The following is an 18,418-nucleotide window of genomic DNA, read 5'->3' on the forward strand; positions in this document are numbered from 1 at the left end:
TGGTTCGGTGTGCTCGGAGCCCCGGGGAGGTGGGTTCGCGTGACGTCCGAGGCTCTTCCCGTGGTCGAGGTGGGGCCCGTCGCCCACGGGGGCTCCTGCGTGGCGCGGCTGGACGGGCAGGTCGTGTTCGTGAGGCACGCGCTGCCGGGGGAGCGGGTCAGCATCCGCGTCACCGACCGCACCAAGCGATACCTGCGCGCCGACGCCGTGGAGGTGCTCGAGGCGTCCCCCGACCGGGTGGCCCCGCCGTGCGACCTCGCGGGGGTCTGCGGAGGCTGCGACTTCCAGCACGTCGCCCCCGAGGCCCAGCTGCGGCTGCTCGGGTCGGTCGTGTCCGAGCAGCTGCAGCGCCTCGCCGGCATCGAGCGGGAGGTGCGGGTCGAGGCCGTCGGTCCCTCCCTCGGCTGGCGCACCCGCGTGACGTGGTCGACCACCCCCGACGGACGCGCAGGACTGCGCCGCCACCGCTCCCACGAGGTCGTCCCGGTCGGGCACTGTCCGATCGCCCACCCCGGCCTGCCCGACGTCCTGTCGCACCGCTGGGACGCCCCCCAGGTCGAGGCGATCGTCTCCTCCACGGACCAGCAGCTCCTCGTCACCGACGCGACGGTGCCCAAGGACCTCCACGTCGACGGAGTCGCAGGCACCGACGGCACGCGGCGCGCAGGTCGCACGCGGCTCACCGAGCGCGTCGAGGGCCACGACTTCACCGTGACCGGCTCCGGCTTCTGGCAGGTGCACCCGGAAGCAGCGCGCACCCTGGTCGACGCCGTCCTCGAGGCCGCCGAGGCCCGACCCGGGGATCGGGTCGCCGACCTCTACGCCGGGGTCGGGCTGTTCACCGCGTTCCTCGCCGACCGCGTGGGGCCCCAGGGCACGGTGGTCAGCGTGGAGGCCGACACCCAGGCCGCGCGCGACGCCCGCCGGTCGCTGCACCGGCACGCCCAGGTCCGCCTGGTCTCCGCCACCACCGAGCAGGCGCTCCGTCACGACGCCGACCTCCGTCGGGGCGTCGACCTGGTGGTCCTCGACCCGCCACGGACCGGGGCCCGACGCGCCGTTCCCGACGTGGCGCGGCTCGGTGCCCGTCGCGTCGTCTACGTGGCGTGCGACCCCGCGGCCCTGGCCCGTGACGTCGCGACGTTCGCCGAGCACGGCTACCGGCTGGGGGACCTGCGGGCGTTCGCCCTGTTCCCCATGACCCACCACGTGGAGTGCGTCGCGGTGCTCGACCGGATTCCCGACGTCGACTGAGAACGCGGCGCACCCGACCGGCGTAACCCCTGGTGACCACCGATCGGTGGTCACGTGACCAGGAGGATCGCCATGAGAACGTCCCACGTCCAGCCCCGCTCCCGCCGCCGCGCCGCTGCCGCTGCTGCTGCCGCCGTCGCGCTCGTCGCCACCGCCGGCCTCGTCGTCTCCGCCGACGCCGCCGTGGTGGAGCCGTCGGGCAAGGCCCTCGGCCTCGCCGGCGACGGCAAGGTGCTGCACCGGCTGAACCTCGACCAGCCCTCCCGCCTCACCACCCTCGGTCCCGTGAAGGGCCTGACCGGCGAGGACGAGCGACTGGTCGGCATCGACTTCCGGGTCCAGAACGGCCGCTACTACGGCGTGGGCAACGCCGGCGGCATCTACACCGTGAACTCGGGCAACGGCCAGGCGGTCAAGGTCTCACAGCTCAGCGTGGCCCTCGAGGGCCGCGACTTCGGCGTCGACTTCAACCCGGCGGCCGATCGCCTGCGCATCGTGAGCGACACGGGCCAGAACCTGCGCCACGACGTGAACCAGCCGACGCCGACCACCGCCGTCGACACGCCGCTCTCCTACGGCGACGGTGCCGCCCAGGGCGTCACCGCCGTCGCGTACACGAACAACGACACGAGCGCGAAGACCGGCACGTTCCTCTACGACATCGACACGTCGCTCGACCAGCTGGCGGTCCAGGTCCCGGCGAACGCGGGCACCCTCGCACTGGCCGGCCCGCTGGGCACCAACGCCGTCGGCGTGGCCGGCTTCGACATCGTGACCGTGCTGGACGACGGCGTGGCGGTCGACAACGTCGGCTTCGCCGTCCTGCGTCCTGCGCGCTCGAACACCTCCTCGGTCCTCTACGAGATCGAGCTGCAGAGCGGCGCCGCCACCCGCGTGGGCAACTTCCCCCGCTCCGTGGGCGACATCGCCATCCAGGTGCCGTGAGGTCGGTCCACGACGTCCGGTGAGCTCCGCGGGCCATCTCGACCGACCGGTCGGGGTGGCCCGCGGCGCGCTTGCTTGTGTGCGGGGTCCTGCACGGGCAGGGTGGGGCGCATGACACTCGGTCTGCGGTGCGCGGCGTCCCCGGCGGGCCCACGTCTCGGACCCGGACGTGGGTTCGAGCGACCGGGGCGAGCCCCACGATGAGCGGGCCGGACACCCACGAGCCCCACGCGCCCGACGGCGACGCCCTCGGGGACGACCGTCAGGACGGGTCCGAGCACCGGTCGGTCGCGGACCTGCGGCGCTCGGCCCTCGCGCAGGACGCCCTGCTGTTCTGCGTGGCGTTCACGGCGGGCGCGTCGGTCGTGCTGCTCGCCAGGCTGCTCGGCGGTGCGGCCGATCCCGACCTCTGGACCGTCGGGCGGTCCGACGACCTGCTCCTCGGCGGGCTGGTGGCGGGGGAGCTCTTCCTCGTCTGGAACAACGGCTGGCGCCAGGGCGTGCGGGGGCACAGCATCGGCAAGCACCGCGAAGGACTGCTCGTGGTCCGCCCCGGGACCGCACGGCCCACCGGTGCGCCCCGCGGCCTCCTGCGCGGCCTGACCGCAGCACTCCTGCTGGACCTGGCGGTCGCCGCGATCCCGATCGGGCTGCCGACCGTGCTGCGCCGGTTCACGCCCGAGGCGTGGCACGTCGGTGCCGCCGCCTACGTCGCGGTCCTGCTGCTGCTCGTGCCGCTCCTGGTGGGACTGCGTCGAGGCGTCCTCGACCGGGTGGCCGGCACCGAGGTCGTCAGGGCCGTGGGCGCCGACGCCGTCACCTCCGACCCTCGTCGACGTGCGCTCGTGGTGCTCGACCTGGTCGGACTCGCCGGCGTGCTGGCCGTCTGCGCCGCTCACCTGTCCTTCGTGTGGCCGCTGATCTGGCGCTGGCCGGGCCTGCTCTGAACCGCCCGAGCGGGGTTCGCTCGATTTCCTCTTGACATCATGTATCTTGACATCAAGAGACTTATCCGACCGCCGGGCCGCCCGTCGCACTCCCACTCCGGATCGACTTAGGCCCACCTGACATGGCGAGCACGCCGTGTGGTCGGCAGGATGGAACACGACGCGAAGGAGACACTCATGGTCGACAGCTTCAATGCCGAGCAGACGCTCGAGGTGGGCGACGCCAGCTACACGTACTTCAAGCTCGACGCGGTCAAGGGCGACGGCCTCGACGTCGCGTCGTTGCCGTTCAGCCTGAAGGTGCTGCTCGAGGCGCTGCTGCGCACCGAGGACGGCGCCGACATCACGAAGGCCGACATCGAGGCCCTCGCCGGCTGGGACGCGAACGCCGATCCCAGCAAGGAGATCCAGTTCACGCCCGCCCGCGTGATCATGCAGGACTTCACCGGCGTCCCCTGCGTCGTCGACCTCGCCACGATGCGCGAGGCCATGGCCGACCTGGGCGGCGACGCCACGAAGATCAACCCGCTCGCGCCGGCCGAGATGGTCATCGACCACTCCGTCATCGCCGACGTCTTCGGCACCCCCGAGGCCTTCGAGCGCAACGTCGAGATCGAGTACGAGCGCAACCGTGAGCGCTACCAGTTCCTCCGCTGGGGACAGGGCGCCTTCGACGACTTCAAGGTCGTCCCCCCGGGCACCGGCATCGTGCACCAGGTCAACATCGAGAAGCTCGCGCGCGTCGTGTTCGACAAGAACGGCGTCGTCTACCCCGACTCCTGCGTCGGCACCGACTCGCACACCACCATGGTCAACGGCCTCGGTGTCGTGGGCTGGGGCGTCGGCGGCATCGAGGCCGAGGCCGCGATGCTGGGCCAGCCGATCAGCATGCTGATCCCGCGGGTCGTCGGCTTCAAGCTCTCGGGCGAGCTGCCGCAGGGCGCCACCGCGACCGACCTGGTGCTCGTCATCACCGAGATGCTGCGCAAGCACGGCGTCGTCGGCAAGTTCGTCGAGTTCTACGGCTCGGGCGTCGGCGCGGTGCCGCTGGCCAACCGCGCCACGATCGGCAACATGAGCCCCGAGTACGGCTCGACCATCGCGGTCTTCCCGATCGACGACGAGACCACCAAGTACCTGCGCCTGACGGGTCGCGACGAGGAGCAGATCGCGCTCGTCGAGGCCTACGCCAAGGCCCAGGGCCTGTGGCACGACCCGGACCACGAGCCGCGCTTCTCCGAGTACCTGGAGCTGGACCTCGGCGACGTCGTCCCCTCGATCGCCGGTCCCAAGCGTCCGCAGGACCGTGTCTCGCTCACCGAGAGCAAGGGTTCGTTCCGTACCGCGCTCGCCGACTACACCGAGCAGGACGTCAACGGGTACGACGAGGCCGTCGCCGAGTCCTTCCCGGCGTCCGACGCGCCGAGCAGCAGCGACGACGGCACCAACGGCGACAAGCCGAACGCACCGGCGCCCTCGGGCGCGGGTCGTCCGAGCAACCCGCAGCACGTGCGGCTCGAGGACGGCACCGAGTTCGAGCTCGACCACGGCGCGGTGACGATCGCCGCGATCACGTCGTGCACCAACACGTCGAACCCGTCGGTCATGATCGGCGCCGGCCTGCTGGCCAAGAAGGCGGTCGAGAAGGGTCTGCAGCGCAAGCCGTGGGTCAAGACGACGCTGGCGCCCGGCTCGAAGGTCGTCACCGACTACTACGCCAAGTCCGGTCTCGACGTGTACCTCGACAAGCTGGGCTTCAACCTGGTCGGCTACGGCTGCACGACGTGCATCGGCAACTCCGGACCGCTGATCCCCGAGGTCAGCGCCGCGGTGAACGAGGGCGACCTCGCGGTCACCGCCGTGCTGTCGGGCAACCGCAACTTCGAGGGGCGGATCAACCCCGACATCAAGATGAACTACCTGGCGTCGCCGCCGCTGGTCATCGCCTACGCGCTGGCCGGCTCGATGGACGTCGACCTGTTCAACGAGCCGCTGGGCACCGACGCCGACGGCAACGACGTGTTCATGAAGGACATCTGGCCGTCGGCGAGCGAGGTCGAGGACGTCATCGCGTCGTCGATCTCGTCCGACACGTTCAGCAAGGAGTACGCCGACGTGTTCGCCGGCGACGAGCGCTGGCAGAACTTGCCGACGCCCGACGGCGACGTGTTCGAGTGGGACCCCGAGTCGACCTACGTCCGCAAGGCGCCGTACTTCGACGGCATGGACCGTGAGCCCTCGCCGGTGGAGGAGGTCAGCGGTGCACGCGTGCTGCTCAAGCTGGGCGACTCCGTGACCACGGACCACATCAGCCCTGCCGGTGCGATCAAGAAGGACAGCCCGGCCGGTGCGTACCTGTCGGAGCACGGCATCGAGCCGCGCGACTTCAACTCCTACGGCTCGCGTCGCGGCAACCACGAGGTCATGATCCGCGGCACGTTCGCGAACATCCGCCTGCGCAACCAGATGGCGCCGGGCACCGAGGGCGGCTACACGCGCAACCTGATCGCCGACGGCGAGGTCACCAGCGTGTTCGAGGCGTCCGAGGCCTACCAGGAGGCCGGCGTCCCGCTGGTCGTCCTGGCGGGCAAGGAGTACGGCTCGGGCTCGTCGCGCGACTGGGCCGCCAAGGGCACGGCGCTGCTGGGCGTCAAGGTCGTCATCGCCGAGTCCTACGAGCGCATCCACCGCTCGAACCTGATCGGCATGGGCGTGCTCCCGCTGCAGTACCCGGAGGGCGAGAACGCCGAGTCGCTCGGGCTGACGGGGGAGGAGACGTTCGACTTCACCGGCATCACGAAGCTCAACGACGGCGAGACGCCGCGCACGGTGCACGTCAAGGCGGGGGACGTGGAGTTCGACGCGGTCGTCCGCATCGACACCCCCGGCGAGGCGAACTACTACCGCAACGGCGGCATCATGCCGTACGTGCTGCGCAGCCTGCTCGACTGAGCCCGACCGCCCGACCCACGAGACGCCGTCCCCTCGGGGGCGGCGTCTCGCTGTGCGGGGGCGGTGGCAGGGGACCTTCGTCCCGATTCGTTGTTCGCGACACGAAATTGTCGCCAGGTGCTGGACGTGACCCCCATCACGCGATAGGTTCACGCAAACAACAATTGCGTCCCGGTGACGGCTTTATGTCGTTCCCGTGTCGCCAGAGACCAACAAGGAGGCGGTTCGTATGAAGCGAACGCGCAATCTGGTGCTTGCCGGCCTCATGGGTGCCACGCTCATGCTCAGCGCCTGTGGCAGCGACTCGGGGAACGACGGCGGAGACAGCTCCGACGACGCGGGGAAGATCGGGGTGATCCTGCCCGACACGAAGTCGTCGGTCCGCTGGGAGAGCGCCGACCGTCCTGCGCTGGAGGCGGCGTTCAAGGACGCCGGCGTGGAGTACGAGATCCAGAACGCCGAGGGTGACGCCGACAAGATGGCCACCATCGCCGACGGCATGATCGCCGACGGCGTGACCGTCCTCGCGATCGTCAACCTCGACTCCGACTCCGGAGCCTCGATCCAGGAGAAGGCCGCGCAGCAGGGCGTCAAGACGATCGACTACGACCGTCTGACCCTCGGTGGCTCGGCCGACTACTACGTCTCGTTCGACAACACCAAGGTCGGCGAGCTGCAGGGCGAGGGCCTCGCCACGTGCCTCGGCGACGAGGACGCCAACGTCATCTACCTCAACGGCTCGCCCACCGACAACAACGCGACGCTGTTCTCGAAGGGCGCGCACAGCGTGCTCGACAAGACCACGTCGTACAAGAACGTCGGCGAGCAGGCCGTCCCGGACTGGGACAACGAGCAGGCCGTGACGATCTTCGAGCAGCTCTACACGAAGGTCGACGGCGACGTCCAGGGCGTCTACGCGGCCAACGACGGTCTGGCCGGTTCGGTCATCTCGATCCTGCAGAAGAACGGCAAGGCGGGCGACGTCCCGGTCACCGGCCAGGACGCCACGGTCGAGGGCCTGCAGAACATCCTCAAGGGTGAGCAGTGCATGTCGGTCTACAAGTCGGCCAAGCAGGAGGCGGGCGAGCTCGCCAAGGCCGCCATCGCGCTGGCCAAGGGCGAGAAGGCCGAGACGAACGGCACGACGGAGGACAGCGAGGGTGGCCGCGAGGTCCCGTCGATCCTCCTCACGCCTCAGTCCATCACGAAGGACAACGTGAAGGACGTCGTCGACGACGGCGGCGTCACGAAGGACGACCTCTGCGCGAACGACTTCGCGGAGCTCTGCACGGACGCCGGCATCAGCTGACGTCCCCCCGTCGCCCCATGGGGGCGGTCCTGCCGGACCGCCCCCACGGGGCACACCCTCGCTGTCCCGAGACCGACCGACCACCTCCTCGCACGCACCTGGAGACCACATGAGCACCACCCCGCTGCTGGAGCTGCGCGGCATCAACAAGAGCTTCGGCGCCGTCCACGTCCTCCACGACGTCGACCTCGCCGTCCACCCCGGGCAGGTCACCGCCCTCGTCGGCGACAACGGCGCCGGCAAGTCCACGCTCGTCAAGACCATCGCCGGCATCTACTCCGCCGACTCGGGCCAGCGCTACTTCGAGGGCGAGCCCGTCGACATCCACGGTCCCCGCGACGCCTCGGCCCTCGGCATCGAGGTCGTCTACCAGGACCTCGCCCTCTGCGACAACCTCGACATCGTCGAGAACCTCTTCCTCGGCCGCGAGCTCATGAAGGGTCCGGCCCTCGACGAGGCGACCATGGAGGCCCGGGCCCGCGAGACCCTCGCGTCGCTCTCGGTGCGCACCGTCAAGTCGGTGCGCCAGAGCGTCGCCAGCCTCTCGGGCGGCCAGCGCCAGACCGTCGCCATCGCGAAGTCGGTGCTCTGGAACTCCAAGGTCGTGCTGCTCGACGAGCCGACGGCCGCCCTCGGCGTCGCGCAGACCCGCCAGGTCCTCGACCTCGTGCGCCGCCTGGCCGACCAGGGCCTCGGCGTCGTCCTCATCTCGCACAACATGGTCGACGTCTTCGAGGTCGCCGACCGCATCACCGCCCTGTACCTGGGCCGCGTGGCCGCCGACGTGGCCACGAAGGACGTCACCAACACCCAGGTCGTCGAGCTCATCACCGCAGGTCGCTCGGGCGACCTCGGTCTCACGTCCGTCGGAGAGGCATCATGACCACCACCCCCACCGATCCGTCCTCGAAGGGCGGCAGCGGTCTGGCCGAGACCGACTTCGCGATCGACGCCCGCCAGGCGGCCACGCTCGGCGACGCCTGGCAGGCCTACCTCAACCGCCTGCGCGGCGGCGAGATGGGCGCCCTGCCGGCGGCCCTCGGGCTCATCATCCTGTTCATCGTCTTCAGCGCCGCCAGCGACACCTTCCTGACGGCCCTGAACATCGCCAACCTCATCACCCAGTCGGGTGCCATCTGCGTGCTCGCGATGGGGCTGGTGCCCGTGCTGCTGCTCGGCGACATCGACCTGTCCGCCGGTGTCGCCGGCGGCGCCGGTGCCGCGATCGCGGCGCTCGCCATCGTCGACCACGGGCTCCCGTGGTACCTGGCGGTCGTCGGCGGACTGGTCTTCGGTGCCGTGCTCGGCACCCTGATCGGCGCCCTCGTGGCCAAGCTGGGCATCCCCAGCTTCGTCGTGACCCTGGCGTTCTTCCTGGCGCTGCAGGGCCTGACCCTCAAGCTCATCGGCCAGGGCGGGTCGGTGCGCGTCGCCGACCCCGTCCTGCGCGGCCTGACCATCAAGAACATGCCGGTGGTCGCCGGGTGGACGATCGCGGTCATCGCGGTCCTCGCCTTCGCCGCGCTCACGCTGCTGCGCTACCGCACCCAGGTGAGCCGCGGTCTCGCGCACCAGCCGCTGAGCCTGCTGCTCGTCAAGATCGCCGGCATGGGCGTCGTGGTGCTCGGTCTCACGGCGCTGCTGAGCCTGAACCGCAGCCGCAACCCCAACTTCCCGATCCAGGGCGTGCCCTACGTGCTGCTGCTCGTCGGCGTGCTGCTGGTGATCTTCACCTTCGTGCTGAGCCGCACGCGCTACGGGCGCCACGTCTACGCGGTGGGCGGCAACCGCGAGGCGGCCCGACGGGCCGGCATCGACGTCGACAAGATCCGCATCTCCGTCTTCGTCCTCTGCACGTCGACCGCCGTGATCAGCGGCATCCTCGCCGCGTCCTACGCCGGCAAGGTGTCGCCCTCCTCCGGTGCGGGCAACACGCTGCTCTACGCCGTGGGTGCGGCCGTCATCGGTGGCACCAGCCTGTTCGGCGGCAAGGGCAAGGCCCGCGACGGGGTCATCGGCGGCGTGGTCATCGCGACGATCATCAACGGACTGGGCCTGCTCAACCAGGCCAGCTGGATCAACTACGTCGTCACCGGCGCGGTGCTCCTGCTCGCCGCAGCGGTCGACGCGGTGTCCCGCCGGCGCCGCTCGGCGTCCGGCGTGAGCTGAGCCGGTCGTGCAGACGAGCGCGCGGTCCGGGGCGGGCACCAACCAGGAGGCCGTCCGGCGCCACAACCTGGGCACGCTCCTGGGCCACGTGCACCTGCTGGGCCGGGTCTCCCGGTCCGACCTGACGTCCGCGATGGGGCTCAACCGGAGCACCATCGCCGGGCTGGTCACCGAGCTCCAGGGGCTCGGACTGGCCGAGCAGGTCAGGTCGGAGGCGGTGCGCAGCAGCGCCGGGCGCCCGTCGCCGGACGTCGTGCCGACCCAGGACGGCGCGCACGTGCTCGCGGTCGACGTCCGCGTCGACGGACTCACCGTCGCGCGGGTCGGCCTGGGCGGCGCGATCCTGGCCAGGGCCACGGGTCCGATCCCCGCGTCGCGCGACCCGCACGCGGTGGCCGACGCGGTCATGGCCATGCTGCGGCTGGTCGTGCGCGACGCCTCACCGGGCAGTGCGCTGGTCGGCGTCGGGATGGCCGTGCCGGGCGTCGTGCGACGCTCGGACGGTCTCGTCCGGCTGGCCCCGAACCTCGGCTGGCGTGACGTGCCCTTCAGCGCGATCATGTCGGACCGGCTGGGCGGCATCGCTCCGGTGGAGCTCGGCAACGACGCCGACCTCGGGGCGTTCTCCGAGCACCTGCGGGGTGCCGGGGTCGACGTCGCCGACCTCGTCTACCTGTCCGGCGAGGTCGGCGTCGGTGCGGGCGTCATCGTCGACGGCCATCGACTGGTGGGTGCGGGTGGGTACGCCGGGGAGATCGGGCACATGTCCCTCGACCCCGCCGGCCGGGAGTGCCACTGCGGCAACCGAGGGTGCTGGGAGACCCAGGTCGGCGCGCACGCGATCGCCGAGGCGATCGGCTGCCCGCCCGACCGGGTCGGGTCCCTGGGGGAGATGCTCGACGGGCTGCAGGAGGTCGACGACGACCTGCGGGAGGTCGGTCGGCTCCTCGGCCGTGGGCTCGCGAACGCCGTCAACCTGCTCAACCCGCGGGTCGTCGTCCTCGGCGGCTTCCTGCGTTCGTTGTACCCGCACGTGCAGGACGAGGTCGACCGCACGCTGCACGACACCGCCCTCGTGGCGCCGCGCGAGCTGGTGCGGATCGAGCTGCCGGGACTCGGCGCCGACGCCGTGCTCGTCGGTGCGGCCGAGACGGCCTTCGAGCGGCTGCTCGCGGACCCCGTCACCTGCCTGGCGGCGGCGCAGGTCGACGTCGAGTCAGCGCTCAGCGTCGCCTGAGCACGACACGACCGGCGGGTCCTCAGAGCGCGACGGAGCCCTCGAGCACGTCGGTGAGGGCCTGCTCGGCCGCGCCCAGGGCGGCGGCCTCGATCCCGAGCGTGCCGACCCGGACGTCCGGGCGCTGATGGTGTGCTGCGGGCAGCCGTCGGTGCACCACGTCCTGCGCGCTGTGCAGGATCCATGGGGCCAGCGGCTGGAAGTAGCCACCGAGGACGATCACCTCGGGGTCCAGGACCGTGCACAGGGTGGCCAGTCCGTGACCGAGCTGCGCGCCGAGCACGTCCAGCGCGGTCGCCACGTCGGCGTCGGTCTCAGCCCTCGCCGCCACCTTCGCCGCACGTTCCATCGGAGTGCCCGAGGCTCGCATCCCGACGGCGGCGAGCGCGGCACGCAGTCCCACGGTGGTCTCCCAGCACCCCTGCCGACCGCAGGCGCAGCGGCGACCCAGGTCGCCGATCGGCATGTGGCCCACCTCGCCGGCGAATCCCGATCCCCTCACCAGGCGGCCGTCCTGCACGATGCCGGCGCCGATGCCGACGGTCCCGGTGATGTACAGCGTCGAGACGGACTGCTGGGCGGCTCCGTGCGTCGACTCGGCCACCGCGGCGAGGTTGGCGTCGTTGTCCACCAGGACGGTGACGCCCAGCGCCTCGGCGAGCACGTCACCGGGCCGGGTGCCCGTCCAGCCGAGGTTCGGCGCGAGCGCGACCGTGGCGTGGTCACGCTCCACCAGCCCCGGCACGGCGAGGTGTGCCCCGACGATGCGCCCGGGGGCCTGGTCGGCGACCTCGAGGGCGAGCTCGACCAGTGTCTCGAGCGCGTCGGCACCGTCGGGCACCTGGCGCGTCGTGGTGAGGACCTGCGTGGCGGCGAGGTCGACGAGTGCGGCGGCCACGTAGTCGACGTTGACCTCAAGGCCCAGGCCGAGCACGGAGCCCGCCGCGAGCTCCACCGGCCGGGACGGTCGGCCCCGGCCCTGCGACGACGCGTCTCCCTCGACGACGACAGCCCGCTCCGACAGCTCCCCGACGATCGCCCCGACCGTGGCCTTGGCCAGACCGGTGCGTCGGGCCAGCGACGTGCGGCTGCTCGGGCCGGCGTCGCGCAGCGTGCGGACGACGAGCGCCGTGTTGGCCCGGCGCAGCTGGTCGGGGGCGGCCGGGGGCATGCTCAGCGCACCCCGTACAGGTGCTCGAGCGCGAGCTGGTCGAGGTGCTCGAAGGCCATGCCGCGGGCGCCGAGGACCTCGGGGTCCTCGCCGATCTCGGCCTGCAGGTCGGCCCAGGTCTCGCCGGCGGCCAGCGTCGGCTCGGAGAGCTCGGGCACACGCGCTGCGCCGAGCGCCTCCTGGACCTCGGGGTCGGCACGGAAGGCCAGGGCCTTCTCGCGCAGCACGAGGTAGTTGGTCATGCAGGCGGCGGCCGCCGTCCACACGCCGTCCTCGTCCTCCGTGCGCGGGGTCTTGAAGTCGAAGTGCACCGGCCCGTCGTACCCGCCCTGCAGGAGGGTGTCGACGATCCAGAACGCGCCACGCGCGTTGCCGGCGCCGAAGCGGAAGTCCTGGTCGTAGCGCGGCCCCGACTGGCCGTTGAGGTCGATGTGGAACAGCTTCCCGTGCCACAGCGCCTGGGCGTAGCCGTGGGCCGCGTTGAGCCCGGCCATCTCCTCGTGCCCGATCTCGGGGTTGACGCCGACCATCTCGGGGCGCTCGAGGCTGTCGATGAAGGCGAGCGCGTGCCCGATGGTGGGGAGCAGGATGTCGCCGCGGGGCTCGTTGGGCTTGGGCTCGATGGCGAACTTCAGGTCGTAGCCCTGGTCCACGACGTACTGGCCCAGCAGGTCGAAGCCCTCCTTGTAGCGCGAGAGTGCCGCCTGCACGTCCTTGGCGGCACCGCTCTCGGCGCCCTCGCGCCCGCCCCAGCAGACGTAGACCTGGGCGCCCAGCTCGGCGGCCAGGTCGATGTTGCGCATGACCTTGCGCAGGGCGAACCGGCGAACGGCGCGGTCGTTGGACGTGAAGCCGCCGTCCTTGAAGACCGGGTGGCCGAAGAGGTTGGTGGTCGCGGTCGTGACGGCGAGCCCGGTCTCGGCCAGGCCCTTGCGGAACCGGTCGAGGATCGCGTCGCGCTCGGACTCCGAGGAGCCGAAGGGCACCACGTCGTCGTCGTGGAAGTTGACGCCGTAGGCGCCGAGCTCGGCCAGCTTCTCCAGCGCGTGGACCGGGTCCATCGCCGCGCGGGTGGGCTCGCCGAAGGGGTCGCGGCCGGCGTACTGCACCGTCCAGATGCCGAAGGAGAACTTGTCGGTGGGGACGGGGGTGGGGACGGTCATGTCAGGCCTTTCGAGGGGTTCGGGTGGTCGGTCGTGAACGGGGAGGTCAGGTGGTCCAGGGCGCCGTGAGCTCGCGCAACGAGGCGTAGGCGTCACGGACGTGGGGGAGGGGGGCGGCCTCGAGCACGCGGCTCTCGGGCAGCGCCCACACCGGCGGCTCGGCGGAGCCGGAGAGCGACCAGGCGGCCTGTCGGGCCGCGCCGAGGGCGACGTACTCCGCGTCGCCCGGGAGCGTGACCGCTCGGCCGAGCACGGCCGGCGCCAGGGCCTGGACGGCGCGGTTCCGCGCGCCACCACCGATCATCAGCACCCGCTCGACGGTGCCGGGGCTGTCGAAGCCCTGGGCGACCGCCTCGAGGGCGTCGGCGAGCGAGCAGAGCAGGGCCTCGACCGCTGCCCGTGCGACGTCCTCGCGGCTCGTCGAGGGGGTCAGTCCGGCCCAGGTGCCGGTGGCGTCCGGACGGTTCGGGCTGCGCTCGCCGGCGTAGTAGGGGCTGACCGTGAGCCCGTGGGCGCCGGCCGGTGCCGCGAGGGCCAGGTCCGCGAGGCCGTCGTGGTCGACCCCGAGAAGCCTCGCGTGCAGGTCGAGGATGCGCGCGGCGTTCATGGTGGTGGCCATGGGGAGGTACCGGCCGGTCGCGTCGGCGAAGCCGGTGACGACGCCGGTCGCGTCGGCGACGGGCTTCTCGCTGACCGCCGAGGCGACACCGGAGGTGCCGATCGACAGCGACACGTCGCCGGCCACCAGTCCGAGGCCGAGGGCCGCGGCCATGTTGTCCCCGGTGCCGGCGGCGACGACGCACCCGTCGGCGGTCGTCGTCACCTGCTCCGCCGGCTGGGCGACCCGCGGCACGTGCGGGACGCGGCCGAGCGCCAGCTCCAGCAGGTCGGCCCGATAGGCGTCGTCGACGGCGGAGTAGTAGCCCGTGCCGGAGGCGTCGCCGCGATCGGTCACGGGCTCGGCCCGCTGACCCGAGGCGTGCCAGGTCACGTAGTCGTGCGGCAGCATCACGCGGACGGTCCGCCGGGCGGCGTCGGGCCGGTGGTCGCGGAGCCAGCGCAGCTTGGTGATGGTGAAGGAGGCCACGAGCACGCTGCCCACGGCCTCCGCGCACGCGGCGGGGCCGCCCATCTCCTCGACGAGGTCCGCCGCGGCGCCGGCGGAGCGGGTGTCGTTCCAGAGCAGGGCGTCGTGCACCGGGAGGTCGTCGGCGTCGAGCGCCACCATGCCGTGCTGCTGTCCACCGACGGCCAGCGCTGCCGCCCGCGGCAGCAGGGGCCCGGCGGCCTCGTCGAAGGCCGCCAGCCAGGCGCGGGGATCGACGCTCGAGCCCTCGGGGTGCCGGGCGGTGCGCGACTCGACGACGGTGCCGTCGTCGGCGTCGACGAGCAGCGCCTTGGTGGACTGCGTCGAGGAGTCGACGCCAAGCACGAGGGGCATGTCCCGATTATTCGTTCAGTGTCCGAACAAAGTCAAGCGCGGACGTGTCCCAGGTCACGACGCCGTTCCGACCACCGACGCTTCCCTCCGTGTCGAACGGCGTTCACCCGGTGCCGTTGCGATGAGCGGCGTGACCCTCTCCACCTCTCGTCCATCCGTTCCTGTCTCGGAGGCCGGCCCTCCGACCGACCCGACCGGTCCCACCGCCGCCGCCTCCCGGCGTCGGCTCCTGGGCAGTGGCCTGGCGCTCGGCGCCGCCGCCGTCGCCGTGCGACCGACGACGGCCTCGGGGGCCGCCGTCGACCGCCGAGCCCACGCCGTCGCGCTGCGTCGCACCCCGTTCACGCTCGGCGTCGCGTCGGGCGACCCGGTTCCCGACGGGTTCGTGCTCTGGACCCGCCTCGCGCTCGACCCGACGGCAGCCGACGGGCTCGGCGGGATGCCCCCGCGTCCGGTCGAGGTGACATGGCAGGTCGCCGCCGACGAGGGGTTCCGCCGCGTGCTGCGCAGGGGCAGCGTGACGGCCCTGCCGCGTGACGCGCACAGCGTGCACGTCGAGGTCGACGGCCTCGACCCCGGCCGTGAGCACTGGTACCGGTTCCGTGCGGGGCGCCACGTCTCGACCGTCGGACGGACCACGACGTCGCCCGCAGCCGGCAGCATGCCGACGTCGCTCAGCATGGCGTTCGCGTCGTGCGCCCAGTACGAGCACGGGTTCTTCACCGCGTACCGACGTCTGGCCGAGGACCGGCCCGACCTGGTCCTGCACCTCGGCGACTACCTCTACGAGTACACCGCGAACGACTACGTGGCCCCGGGTGGGAACGTGCGCAACCACGAGGGGCCCGAGACGGTCGACCTCGCCTCCTACCGCCAGCGCCACGCGCAGTACAAGGCCGACGCCGACCTTCAGGCCGCGCACGCCGCCGCACCCTGGCTCGTCGTGTGGGACGACCACGAGGTCGACAACAACTGGGCGGGTGGGACCCCGGAGGACCCGCTCGAGACGGCCGGGTTCGCCGCCCGGCGTGCAGCCGCGTTCCGTGCCTACTACGAGAACATGCCGCTGCGACGCTCCTCGATCCCGCGCGGGGACCATCTGCAGCTCTTCCGGCGTCTGCACTGGGGCAGGCTCGCGTCGTTCCACATGCTCGACACCCGGCAGTTCCGCGACGACCAGGGGTGCGGCGACGGCTACCGGGCCGACTGCCCGGCCACGGTCGACCCGAACCGCACGATCGTGGGCCCGGCCCAGGAACGGTGGCTCCTCGGCGGCTTCCGCAGGTCGCGGGCCCGGTGGGACGTGATCGGCCAGCAGGTCTTCTTCGCCCAGCGCGACAGCACCGACGGGCCGGTCAAGACCGTCTCGATGGACGCGTGGGACGGCTACCGGGCCTCACGCGACCGGATCACCCGCGGCTGGGTCGACGCCGGCGTGCGCAACCCGGTCGTGCTCACCGGGGACGTGCACGCGCACTGGGCCGGCGAGCTCAAGCTCGACTACGACGACCCCACCACGCGCAGCGTCGGGACCGAGCTGGTGTGCTCGTCGGTCACCTCGGGCGGCAACGGGGCGGACGGCCCCGTGGACGGGCACGCCTGGCTGCGGTGGAACCCGCACCTGCGTCTCCAGAACAACCTCCGCGGGTACGTCAGGACCAGGATCACGCCCGAGGACATGACGGCGGAGTTCCGCTGCCTCGCCCAGGTCCGGGCGCCGGGGGCCGAGGCCTTCACCAGGGCGACCTTCGTGGTCGAGGACCGGGTCCCCGGGCTGAACCTCGTGCAGGACCGCGGTGTGCCCGGAGCCCGGACGTTCGCCGGGAGGTCGGCCGAGCAGGACACGCGCGAGACGATCGAGCGGGAGACGGACCGGCCGGACTGAGGCGACGGCTCACGCGGTGGGGGACGAGGTGGTGGGCCTAGGCTGGCGAGGTGACGATCCACGACGAGCACCCCTTCGCGTCCCCCGAGGGTGACCGGGACGGATTCCGTCGTCTGCGCGGACGCCTGCCCGCCGCCGTGACGGTGTGGGCGGCAGGGGAGGGGCGGGCGCGCGTCGGCCTCACCGTCTCCTCGCTGCTGCTCGCCGCCGGCGATCCGCCCAGGATCCTGGCCCTCGTGGACGAGGAGTCGACGCTCTGGGACGCGCGGCCGACCACGGTGGTCGTGAACGTGCTCGGGCCCGACCACGCCTTCCTCGCCGACGCGTTCGCAGGGACCGCACCGGCCCCGGGAGGACCGTTCACCCTCGGGGCCTGGGACGACGGCCCCTGGGGCCCGCGGCTCGCCGACGCCGTCGGCTGGGTGGGGGTGCGCCTGGACGCGGCCGAGCCGCGTCGCGAGGGCTGGGGGCTGCTGCTCGCCGGCACCGTCGAGCACGTCGACCTGCGGGACGGGGAGGCCCTGACGCACGTGCGGGGTCGCTACCGGACCTGAGCGGAGGCAGACGGCGGGGGTGGGACGGGATCGCTAGACTGACCTAATGGCGTTGCTCGACCAGATCACCGGCCCCGCGGACCTGCGGGCCCTGTCCGACGCCGAGCTGGAGACCCTCGCGCACGAGATCCGCGAGCGGACGATCGACGCGGTCGCCGCGCACGCCGGTCACCTCGGACCCAACCTCGGCGTGGTCGAGCTGACCCTCGCCATCCATCGCGTCTTCGAGTCCCCGCGCGACCGTGTCGTCTGGGACACCGGGCACCAGGCCTACGTGCACAAGATGGTCACGGGGCGCGCCGGCGACTTCGACACGCTGCGCCAGGAGGGTGGCCTGTCGGGCTACCCCTGCCGCGGCGAGTCCGAGCACGACTGGGTCGAGAACTCGCACGCGTCCACGAGCCTCTCCTACGCCGAGGGCATGGCGCGGGCCAACCAGGTCCTCGGCCGCGACGACCACGTGGTGGCCGTCATCGGCGACGGCGCCATGACCGGCGGCATGGCCTGGGAGGCGATCAACAACATCGCCGCCTCTCAGGACCGGCGCCTCGTCATCGTGGTCAACGACAACGGCCGGTCGTACCAGCCCACGGTCGGCGGCCTCGCCAACCGGCTCACCGACATCCGGACCAACCCGCGCTACGAGCCTGCCCTCAGCGCCATCCGCGACCGGCTCAACCGCGGCGGACCGGTCGGACCTGCGGCGTACGGCGCCCTGCACGCCATCAAGAAGGGCGTCAAGGACGCCCTCGCGCCCCAGGGCATGTTCGAGGACCTCGGCCTCAAGTACGTCGGTCCGGTCGACGGTCACGACCGCGCGGCGCTCGAGCAGGCCCTCACGCTGGCCAAGCGGTTCGGCGGGCCGGTCCTCGTGCACGTGCTCACGACCAAGGGGCAGGGCTACGACATCGCGGTGGCCAACGAGAACGACCAGATGCACCAGGCCCCGCCCTTCGACCGTGAGACCGGCGACGCGGTCTCCGTCGCCCCCGCGGGCTGGACCTCGGTGTTCCGGGACGAGGTCGTGCGGATCGCCGACGAACGCCCCGACGTCGTCGGCATCACGGCGGCCATGCTCTACCCCGTCGGCCTCGACGCCTTCGCCGACAAGTTCCCCGACCGGGTGTTCGACGTCGGCATCGCCGAGCAGCACGCCGCCACCAGCGCGGCCGGCATGGCCATGGCGGGCCTCCACCCGGTGGTGGCCGTCTACGCCACGTTCCTCAACCGCGCGTTCGACCAGGTGCTCCTCGACGTCGCCCTGCACCGCTGCGGCGTGACCTTCGTGCTCGACCGGGCCGGGGTCACCGGTGACGACGGCGCCAGCCACAACGGCATGTGGGACATGTCGATGCTGCAGATCGTCCCGGGCCTGCGGCTCCCCGCGCCCC

The 18,418-nt window shown here is 72.1% G+C and carries 14 protein-coding genes; 11 read left to right on the top strand and 3 right to left on the bottom strand.

The genetic code is table 11. The features are described 5' to 3' along the window. Window positions 1-39 precede the first annotated feature (39 nt). From ASF38_RS15435 to ASF38_RS15470, 8 genes are all read left to right on the top strand, one after another. A complete protein-coding gene (locus ASF38_RS15435) occupies window positions 40-1,254 on the top strand; it encodes a class I SAM-dependent RNA methyltransferase (RefSeq protein ID WP_056554488.1) in 1,215 nt (404 codons plus the stop codon). A 72-nt stretch (window positions 1,255-1,326) separates the two neighbouring features. Further along, a complete protein-coding gene (locus ASF38_RS15440; RefSeq protein WP_055967898.1) occupies window positions 1,327-2,199 on the top strand; it encodes a DUF4394 domain-containing protein in 873 nt (290 codons plus the stop codon). A 200-nt stretch (window positions 2,200-2,399) separates the two neighbouring features. Further along, window positions 2,400-3,146, top strand: a complete 747-nt coding sequence (locus ASF38_RS15445; RefSeq protein WP_055967901.1) for a hypothetical protein — start codon at window positions 2,400-2,402, stop codon at window positions 3,144-3,146. A gap of 177 nt (window positions 3,147-3,323) precedes the next feature. Beyond that, complete coding sequence (locus tag ASF38_RS15450) at window positions 3,324-6,098, top strand: aconitate hydratase (RefSeq protein WP_156364784.1); 2,775 nt, start codon at window positions 3,324-3,326, stop codon at window positions 6,096-6,098. 229 nt (window positions 6,099-6,327) lie between these two features. Continuing rightward, window positions 6,328-7,407 carry a sugar ABC transporter substrate-binding protein gene (locus tag ASF38_RS15455; RefSeq protein ID WP_055967907.1) on the top strand — a complete coding sequence of 360 codons (1,080 nt, stop codon included), beginning with the start codon at window positions 6,328-6,330 and terminating at the stop codon, window positions 7,405-7,407. A 109-nt stretch (window positions 7,408-7,516) separates the two neighbouring features. Next, window positions 7,517-8,290, top strand: a complete 774-nt coding sequence (locus ASF38_RS15460; protein ID WP_055967910.1) for an ATP-binding cassette domain-containing protein — start codon at window positions 7,517-7,519, stop codon at window positions 8,288-8,290. Beyond that, window positions 8,287-9,576 carry a sugar ABC transporter permease gene (locus ASF38_RS15465; RefSeq protein WP_055967913.1) on the top strand — a complete coding sequence of 430 codons (1,290 nt, stop codon included), beginning with the start codon at window positions 8,287-8,289 and terminating at the stop codon, window positions 9,574-9,576. The genes ASF38_RS15460 and ASF38_RS15465 overlap by 4 nt, the downstream gene beginning before the upstream one ends. A gap of 7 nt (window positions 9,577-9,583) precedes the next feature. Continuing rightward, window positions 9,584-10,813, top strand: a complete 1,230-nt coding sequence (locus tag ASF38_RS15470; RefSeq protein WP_056554490.1) for an ROK family protein — start codon at window positions 9,584-9,586, stop codon at window positions 10,811-10,813. Between the two features lie 22 nt (window positions 10,814-10,835). Here ASF38_RS15470 and ASF38_RS15475 read toward each other — a convergent pair whose 3' ends face one another. From ASF38_RS15475 to xylB, 3 genes are read right to left on the bottom strand one after another with little or no spacing between them, the layout of a single operon-like run. After that, the gene (locus ASF38_RS15475; protein WP_056554491.1) at window positions 10,836-11,984 is read right to left on the bottom strand and encodes an ROK family protein; all 1,149 of its coding nucleotides are present in this window, start codon (window positions 11,982-11,984) and stop codon (window positions 10,836-10,838) included. Window positions 11,985-11,986: 2 nt separating this feature from the next. Beyond that, on the bottom strand, window positions 11,987-13,147 hold the full coding sequence (gene xylA / locus ASF38_RS15480) for a xylose isomerase (RefSeq protein WP_056577261.1): 1,161 nt from the start codon (window positions 13,145-13,147) through the stop codon (window positions 11,987-11,989). Window positions 13,148-13,193: 46 nt separating this feature from the next. Beyond that, entirely contained in the window at window positions 13,194-14,588 is a 1,395-nt protein-coding gene (xylB, locus tag ASF38_RS15485; protein WP_055967924.1) for a xylulokinase, read from the bottom strand. A 130-nt stretch (window positions 14,589-14,718) separates the two neighbouring features. Between xylB and ASF38_RS15490 the strand changes: the two genes are divergently transcribed. The 3 genes from ASF38_RS15490 to dxs form a co-directional block, all read left to right on the top strand. Then, a complete protein-coding gene (locus ASF38_RS15490; RefSeq protein WP_235497763.1) occupies window positions 14,719-16,473 on the top strand; it encodes an alkaline phosphatase in 1,755 nt (584 codons plus the stop codon). A 50-nt stretch (window positions 16,474-16,523) separates the two neighbouring features. Then, the gene (locus ASF38_RS15495) at window positions 16,524-17,027 is read left to right on the top strand and encodes a flavin reductase family protein (RefSeq protein ID WP_056577264.1); all 504 of its coding nucleotides are present in this window, start codon (window positions 16,524-16,526) and stop codon (window positions 17,025-17,027) included. A gap of 46 nt (window positions 17,028-17,073) precedes the next feature. Then, window positions 17,074-18,418: 1-deoxy-D-xylulose-5-phosphate synthase (dxs, locus tag ASF38_RS15500; RefSeq protein ID WP_235497764.1), on the top strand; the 1,345-nt coding region annotated here is incomplete at its 3' end.

This window comes from Aeromicrobium sp. Leaf272 (assembly GCF_001422865.1).
In the GTDB taxonomy this organism is placed as follows: Bacteria; Actinomycetota; Actinomycetes; order Propionibacteriales; family Nocardioidaceae; genus Aeromicrobium.

Coding starts and splice junctions, on each gene's coding strand:
- ASF38_RS15450 (WP_156364784.1), top strand. CDS start 3,324: ATGGTCGACAGCTTCAATGCCGAGCAGACGCTCGAGGTGGGCGACGCC.
- ASF38_RS15465 (WP_055967913.1), top strand. CDS start 8,287: ATGACCACCACCCCCACCGATCCGTCCTCGAAGGGCGGCAGCGGTCTG.
- xylB (WP_055967924.1), bottom strand. CDS start 14,588: ATGCCCCTCGTGCTTGGCGTCGACTCCTCGACGCAGTCCACCAAGGCG.
- ASF38_RS15445 (WP_055967901.1), top strand. CDS start 2,400: ATGAGCGGGCCGGACACCCACGAGCCCCACGCGCCCGACGGCGACGCC.
- ASF38_RS15440 (WP_055967898.1), top strand. CDS start 1,327: ATGAGAACGTCCCACGTCCAGCCCCGCTCCCGCCGCCGCGCCGCTGCC.
- ASF38_RS15460 (WP_055967910.1), top strand. CDS start 7,517: ATGAGCACCACCCCGCTGCTGGAGCTGCGCGGCATCAACAAGAGCTTC.
- xylA (WP_056577261.1), bottom strand. CDS start 13,147: ATGACCGTCCCCACCCCCGTCCCCACCGACAAGTTCTCCTTCGGCATC.
- ASF38_RS15475 (WP_056554491.1), bottom strand. CDS start 11,984: ATGCCCCCGGCCGCCCCCGACCAGCTGCGCCGGGCCAACACGGCGCTC.
- ASF38_RS15455 (WP_055967907.1), top strand. CDS start 6,328: ATGAAGCGAACGCGCAATCTGGTGCTTGCCGGCCTCATGGGTGCCACG.